At 67.1% G+C, this 4,978-nt stretch carries 4 protein-coding genes and 5 pseudogenes; 1 reads left to right on the forward strand and 8 read right to left on the reverse strand.

What is annotated here, in order from left to right; all coding sequences use genetic code 11:
* Window positions 1–99: pseudogene (locus ENN83_RS07525) on the forward strand (IS5/IS1182 family transposase); the annotation flags it as partial.
* Window positions 100–237: 138 nt separating this feature from the next.
* Here the strand turns inward: ENN83_RS07525 and ENN83_RS07530 are convergent.
* The 8 genes and pseudogenes from ENN83_RS07530 to ENN83_RS07565 form a co-directional block, all read right to left on the reverse strand.
* A pseudogene (locus ENN83_RS07530) lies at window positions 238–870 on the reverse strand (alpha-D-ribose 1-methylphosphonate 5-phosphate C-P-lyase PhnJ); the annotation flags it as partial.
* Window positions 867–1,472: an HAD family hydrolase gene (locus ENN83_RS07535; RefSeq protein WP_287185659.1), complete on the reverse strand. Its 606-nt coding sequence runs from the start codon at window positions 1,470–1,472 to the stop codon at window positions 867–869. The gene ENN83_RS07535 and the pseudogene ENN83_RS07530, both read right to left, overlap by 4 nt.
* A pseudogene (locus tag ENN83_RS07540) lies at window positions 1,469–1,879 on the reverse strand (carbon-phosphorus lyase complex subunit PhnI); the annotation flags it as partial. The gene ENN83_RS07535 and the pseudogene ENN83_RS07540, both read right to left, overlap by 4 nt.
* Window positions 1,880–1,923: 44 nt before the next feature.
* Window positions 1,924–2,232: a phosphonate C-P lyase system protein PhnH gene (locus ENN83_RS07545; RefSeq protein WP_349760104.1), complete on the reverse strand. Its 309-nt coding sequence runs from the start codon at window positions 2,230–2,232 to the stop codon at window positions 1,924–1,926.
* A gap of 2 nt (window positions 2,233–2,234) precedes the next feature.
* Window positions 2,235–2,524: pseudogene (locus ENN83_RS07550) on the reverse strand (chloramphenicol acetyltransferase); the annotation flags it as partial.
* Window positions 2,525–2,532: 8 nt separating this feature from the next.
* Window positions 2,533–3,855 (reverse strand): phosphonate ABC transporter, permease protein PhnE, encoded by a 1,323-nt coding sequence (gene phnE, locus ENN83_RS07555; RefSeq protein WP_287185661.1) that lies wholly within the window; start codon window positions 3,853–3,855, stop codon window positions 2,533–2,535.
* Entirely contained in the window at window positions 3,852–4,724 is an 873-nt protein-coding gene (phnE, locus tag ENN83_RS07560; RefSeq protein ID WP_287185662.1) for a phosphonate ABC transporter, permease protein PhnE, read from the reverse strand. The genes phnE (ENN83_RS07555) and phnE (ENN83_RS07560) overlap by 4 nt, the downstream gene beginning before the upstream one ends.
* 69 nt (window positions 4,725–4,793) lie before the next feature.
* Window positions 4,794–4,978 (reverse strand): annotated as a pseudogene (locus ENN83_RS07565) (phosphonate ABC transporter substrate-binding protein); the annotation flags it as partial.

The following is a 4,978-nucleotide window of genomic DNA, read 5'->3' on the forward strand; positions in this document are numbered from 1 at the left end:
AAGACCCGCTATCGCGGCCTCGCCAGGAACCGCGCCCAACTCTTCACGCTGTTCGCGCTCGGCAACCTGTTCCTGGTGCGACGGAGGCTGATGGCATGAGGACGAGTCTGCCCGAAATCTGCCAGACCGCCCATCTGGCGGGCCTGACAGGGCGCCCCCCCCGAAACCCGGTCTCGCAGCGGCCGAAGCGCTCAGGCAGCCATCTCGGCGCTGCCGAAGCCGTTTATCAGACGTTCCATAGGTCCGCTGTTTGCGGCCGGCCCCGAAAAGTTGCAGCGCGGCGCAGTCCGAAAGCTTGGGATTGTCGAATTTCGGGATCGGCGAGGGGTCCATCACATAGCGCCCCTGCAGCTTGACCGGATAGGCATGGGCGGTCGCGATCTCGCCGTTCCGGGCGATGTCCTCGTAAAGCTTGACATGCATCAGCCCGTATTCCTCCAGCGCGTGCATCCGCCGGGTTTCGGTCTCGCGGGGTTCGAGAAAGCGCAGGGATTCGGGGATCGGCACCTGATAGACGAGGATCTGCCCCTCGGTCAGCGGCGCTTCGGGGATGCGGTGGCGGGTCTGGATGATCGTGGCCTCATGGGTGCGTTCGGTCACGTCAATGCCCGCGGTGCGTTGAAAGAACTTGCGGATGCTGATGGCGTTGGTGGTGTCATCGGCGCCCTGGTCGATCACCTTCAGCCGGTCCTCGGGCGTCAGGCAGGCGGCCGTCACCTGCACCCCGCCGGTGCCCCAGCCATAGGGCATGGGCATTTCGCGGCTGGTAAAGGGCATCTGGCAGCCCGGCACCGCGACCGCCTTGAGGATCGCGCGGCGGATCATGCGCTTGGTGGCCTCGTCGAGATAGGCGAAATTGTAGTCGTTCACAGAAGCCCCCGTGCGGCCAGTGCCGTTTCCAATGCCTCGGGCGTGGTGAAAAGTTCCGCCGCGATGCCGAACGCCTTGGCCCCGGCGACATTCGCGGGGCTGTCGTCGATGAACAGGCAGTCGCCGGGCGCCAGGCCCGCCCGCTCGCAAAACAGCGCGAAGATGCGCGGATCGGGCTTGATGACGCCTTCTTGCCCCGAGACCACGGTGACGCCGAAGGCCGTGCCCAGCCGCGGATGCGTCGCAAGGCCGGTGGGCCATGTCTCGGCCGACCAGTTGGTGATGGCGTGGATCGCCAGACCGCGGGCGCGCAGCCGGTCCAGCACCTGCCATGTCCCCTCGATCGCGGCGGGCACGGTCAGGGCGTAGCGCGCGACATAGCTGGAAAACAGGTCGCGGTCCCGCGGGTCGGCGATCTCGGCGGCCAGGTCGGCAAAGCGCGCCCCGGCATCGGCGCGCAGGTTGCGGGCCATGAAATCGGTGCGGGCAAGGAATGCCTCGGCCGCGTCCGGCGTCAGCGGCGGGCAAAAGGCCAGCCGCGGATCCCAGCGCAACAGCACATTGCCGATATCGAAGACGACGGCCTTGATGCGCGCGGTCATTCCGCCGCCTCCTGCGCCGCACCTGCGCGCAGCCGCCGCACCAGTTCCAGTTCGGACTGGAAATCGACATAATGGGGCAGCTTGATATGTTCCAGAAAGCCGGTGGCCTGAATGTTGTCGGCATGCATCAGGACGAATTCCTGATCCTGAACCGGGGCGCCGGTGTCTTCCTCGCCCGGTTCCTGCCAGCGCAGCGCGCGGTCCACAAGGCTCATGGCGATGGCCTTGCGCTCGGACTGGCCCATGACAAGGCCGTAGCCGCGGGTGAATTGCGCGGGCTGGGTCTTCGATCCGGTGAACTGGTTCACGGTTTCGCATTCGGTCAGGGTGATCGCGCCGATGGCGACGGACAGGCCCAGTTCGGGGATCGCGACATCGCCGCGCCGCGATTCGGCGAGCCACGCATGAGCGTTGTCGATGGCCTGTTCGCCGCCCTTGACCGCGACATACATCAGGCTGCCTCCACACAGGTGCTGCGCGGCAGCCCGGCCAGCCGGTCGCCGCAGGTCAGAAACGTATCGAAGCCCAGCGGAAAGCGGGCATGGTTGGCCTGCAACGGCGCCGTTTCGGGCAGCGACAGATGCGCGGCCCCTTTGATGCCGGGGCCGGTCAGCCGGGCGCCGGATGGCGTCAGCCGGTCGGTCTCGACGATCAGGGTGGCGGCGCGGTCGGGATAGTCGGGGGTGCCGATGGCAAAGCGGTCCAGCGGGTGCAGCGCGTCCCATGTGCCGATGGCGAACATCGCCGCGTCGGCGTTCACCAGCGGCGGCTGGCGCGATGGGCGAAGAACTCGGCATCGTCCGCCGCGTCGTCCCGGTCGCTGGCCGAGCGATAGTGGAAATGATGCTGCGCGGCATTGCGAAGGGGTGGTCGGTCGGCCCGATGCGGGTGAAGGCGGCGATATTGGCGAACTTGCCGACGCTGCAATTGGCGATGTCGGCATAGCGGTCGCAACAGGCGTAATCGCCGAAATCCGAGTTCAGCACGCGACTGCCCCGCCCGATCTCGCAATCGGGATGGATCAGGGGTGTTTCGGGGGAAAGGCGGGGCATCTGTCGGTCTACTCGCCCTTGATAAGCCTGCGCCGCAGCCAGCCCGACAGCGCGTCCATCGCGATCACCAGCAGCACGATCAGGACCATGTAATAGGTGACCTTTTCCCAGTCGGCGGTGGTCTGGATCGCCTGGGTCAGCATCAGCCCGATGCCGCCGCCGACAATGGCGCCGATGATGGTGGCCGAGCGGGTGTTGGATTCAAGGAAATACAGAAGCTGGCTCAGCAGCACCGGCATCACCTGCGGGATCACCCCGAAGCGGTAGCGTTGCAGCGCATTGGCGCCGGTCGATTGCACGCCCTCGATCTGCTTCTGGTCGGTGTTTTCCAGCGCCTCGGAGATCAGCTTGCCGAAGCCGCCCGAGTCGGTGATCAGGATCGCCAGCGCCCCGGTCATCGGCCCCGGCCCGAAGGCGCGGCTGAGGATGATGGTGAAGATCAGCGCATCCACCCCGCGCACGAAGTCGAAGACCCGGCGCACCGCGAAGCGCAGCCAGCGCGAGGGCGTGAAGTTCTGCGCGGCAAGGAAGGCCAGCGGCAGCGCGATGGCCGCCGCGCCGAAGGTGCCTAGGAAGGCCATCAGCGCCGTCTCGCCGATCGCGAAGAAGACATCGCCATGGCGCCAGATCGAATTGTTCAGGAAATCGTGCAGCACCGCCCGCCAGTTCGGCCGGTCGGCATGGAGACGTTCGCCCCCCGCCACGGTCGCGGCCAGCGTGCCCGCGGACATGCCGTGGAAGGGGCTTTGCAGGTCGAAGAAGAACAGCTCCCACCCCCAGAAATAGCGGAAGGTGTCGGTGCGGGTGCGGGTGACGGTCAGCCGCCCGGCGTCGGTGGTGACCACCACGCGCGCGTCCGAGGCGTTGATGAATTCCGGCACCGGGCCGGGTTGGGGCAGATCCAGCAGGATCGGATTGCCGATGGTGATGCGGATCGGGCCGTAATCGGGGTGGTCATAGCTGATCCGCGGGCCGTCATAGGTGACGCTGTGCCCGTCGGTCAGCTCGATCAGGGTCCGGTCCCCGTCCTGCCGGATCCAGTCGGGGATGCGATCCTCGGGATAGGTGGCGCGGCGGCTGCCCTCGACCGAGACCGCCAGCGCGTCGCTGCGGTTGTCGCGGGTGGCGTGGATCTTGTAGCTGACCGCGTCCGACAACAGGATCACGGCATTGTCCATCCTGGCGCGCTGCACCAGCCCCGAGACGTCGAAGGCGACGAAGACACGGGCGAAATAGGCCATGAGCAGCAACGGTGCGGCCAGCGCCATGGCGCGCTTGCGGCGCATTGCGCCGAGTGCCTGCTTGCGCGCATCTTCGGCGATTGCGGTCATTGCGCGCCCCTCCCCCGGGTCAGGCTGTTGCGCATCCAGCCGGACAGCTGGTCGACAAGGACGATGGTGGCGAACAGCGTCAGGAAGATCGCGGCCGCCTGGTCGAACTTGCCCTGGCCGAAGGTCATGGCGTTGCGCAGCTCGTAGCCGATGCCGCCCGCGCCGACGAAGCCGAGGATGGCCGAGGCGCGGATGTTGATCTCGAGGCGCAGCAGAGAATAGCTGAGATAGTTGGGCATCACCTGCGGGAAGACGCCCAGCCAGATACGCTGCCACCAGTTCGCGCCGACCGAGGCCAGCCCCTCGACCGGTTTCATGTCCACGTTCTCGTTGACCTCGGAGAACAGCTTGCCCTGCGCCCCGGCGGTATGGATGGCGATGGCGATCATCGCCGGGACCGGGCCGCCGCCCAGGATGAAGATCAGCACCAGCGCGATCACGATCTCGGGCACCGCGCGGCACATATCCGCGCTGCGCCGGGCCAGCGGGATCAGCCGCGGCCAGCGCGCCAGCCCCCGCGTTCCGGCCAGCGCCAGAAGCGTGCCCAGGATGCAGCCCAGGATGGTCGAGACCAGCGCGATGTTGACCGTCTCGACCAGCGCGGGAAAGGCGCGGGCGGCATGGGCGGGCAGGTTGGCGGCGTTCCGCCATGCCTCGGTGACCAGGTCGCGCGGGAAGTCGAGGATGCGCGAGAAGCCCTCGGACAGGCTGGCGGCATTGCGGTGCTCGGCAATGCGGAAGCCCGAGACGAACATCGCCAGGAAGACGATCAGAAGGATGCCGCCATACATCCGCTTGCGGCGGGTCAGCGACAGGTATTCCTCGCGGATCTCGACCGTTCGGGCCGAGGCGGGCAGGACGGTGGGCATGGGCGATCCATCAAAAAAGAGCCGGACGCCGCGCGGACGCGGCATCCAACCGGACCCCTTGCGGGTGCGTCAGTTCATCTGCGAGCGGCGCACCGCGATGATCGTCTCGTAGGCGTCATGCCCGATCGGGGTGAAGCCCGCCGTCTCGCCCGCGGCGACGCCATAGGCGCAGTCCGGGTCGGTCACATGCAGGTTGGCCGTCAGCTCGTAGATCTTGTCCTGCACATCCTGCGGCAGCGCGCTGCGCAGCACGA

It is taken from the genome of Rhodovulum sp. (assembly GCF_011048875.1).
GTDB classification, from domain to species: domain Bacteria; phylum Pseudomonadota; class Alphaproteobacteria; order Rhodobacterales; family Rhodobacteraceae; genus Rhodovulum; species Rhodovulum tesquicola.

Coding starts and splice junctions, on each gene's coding strand:
- ENN83_RS07535 (WP_287185659.1), bottom strand. CDS start 1,472: ATGACCGCGCGCATCAAGGCCGTCGTCTTCGATATCGGCAATGTGCTG.
- phnE (WP_287185661.1), bottom strand. CDS start 3,855: ATGACCGCAATCGCCGAAGATGCGCGCAAGCAGGCACTCGGCGCAATG.
- phnE (WP_287185662.1), bottom strand. CDS start 4,724: ATGCCCACCGTCCTGCCCGCCTCGGCCCGAACGGTCGAGATCCGCGAG.